We start from the raw sequence: 564 nt of genomic DNA, 5'->3' as shown, positions 1-564 counted from the left end.
TGCAAGCACGTCCTCATCGTACTTATAATCAGTACATGTAATAGTTTGTTTCGACAATCTAAATTCTATAGAAAATGCTCCACTGAACGGGATATCCTCATTATCAGCATCTAATGACTTCAAATGCACTTGAATATTTTCGAGTGATAAATCTGTAATTGGCTCTTTTATATAAACAAACCTTGAGTTTATATTGTTTCCCTTTAAATTTTCAGACATACCATACATTTGATCTTCTGAACTAATCCAAAACTGCAATATCCCTTCATTTACAGGAAATAATTCTTGTTGTTCTGGAAGATCATTCAAATTAATCTGTGCTAACAATACCATTGGTACATTATTTTCATCTAATGGTATATCTTTAAAAGATTTTAAAAATGGCATTCCACCAATCTTACTCTGGCTTAAAGTTTCTTCTTGCATCTCTTTTAAATCCATTTCAATACATGGTAGTACTGGTAAATTACCGTTTTCTACAGATTCTACGAAACGGTTATATGCTTTTTGCTCCTTTTTAGAAAGATGACTAACGTCTTGAATGTTTAGCATATTAACTTCCCC

At 31.7% G+C, this 564-nt stretch carries 1 protein-coding gene; it reads right to left on the bottom strand.

Annotated elements, in window-relative coordinates; genetic code table 11:
- Positions 1-552 (bottom strand): YwqG family protein (locus IDG60_RS27095; protein WP_206160360.1); only part of this gene is annotated, 552 nt, incomplete at its 3' end.
- Between the last annotated feature and the right edge of the window lie 12 nt (positions 553-564).

The organism is Staphylococcus sp. EG-SA-2, from assembly GCF_017152085.1.
The sequence above is the reverse complement of the archived record's forward strand: the minus strand, read 5'-3'. Positions and strand labels throughout refer to the sequence as shown.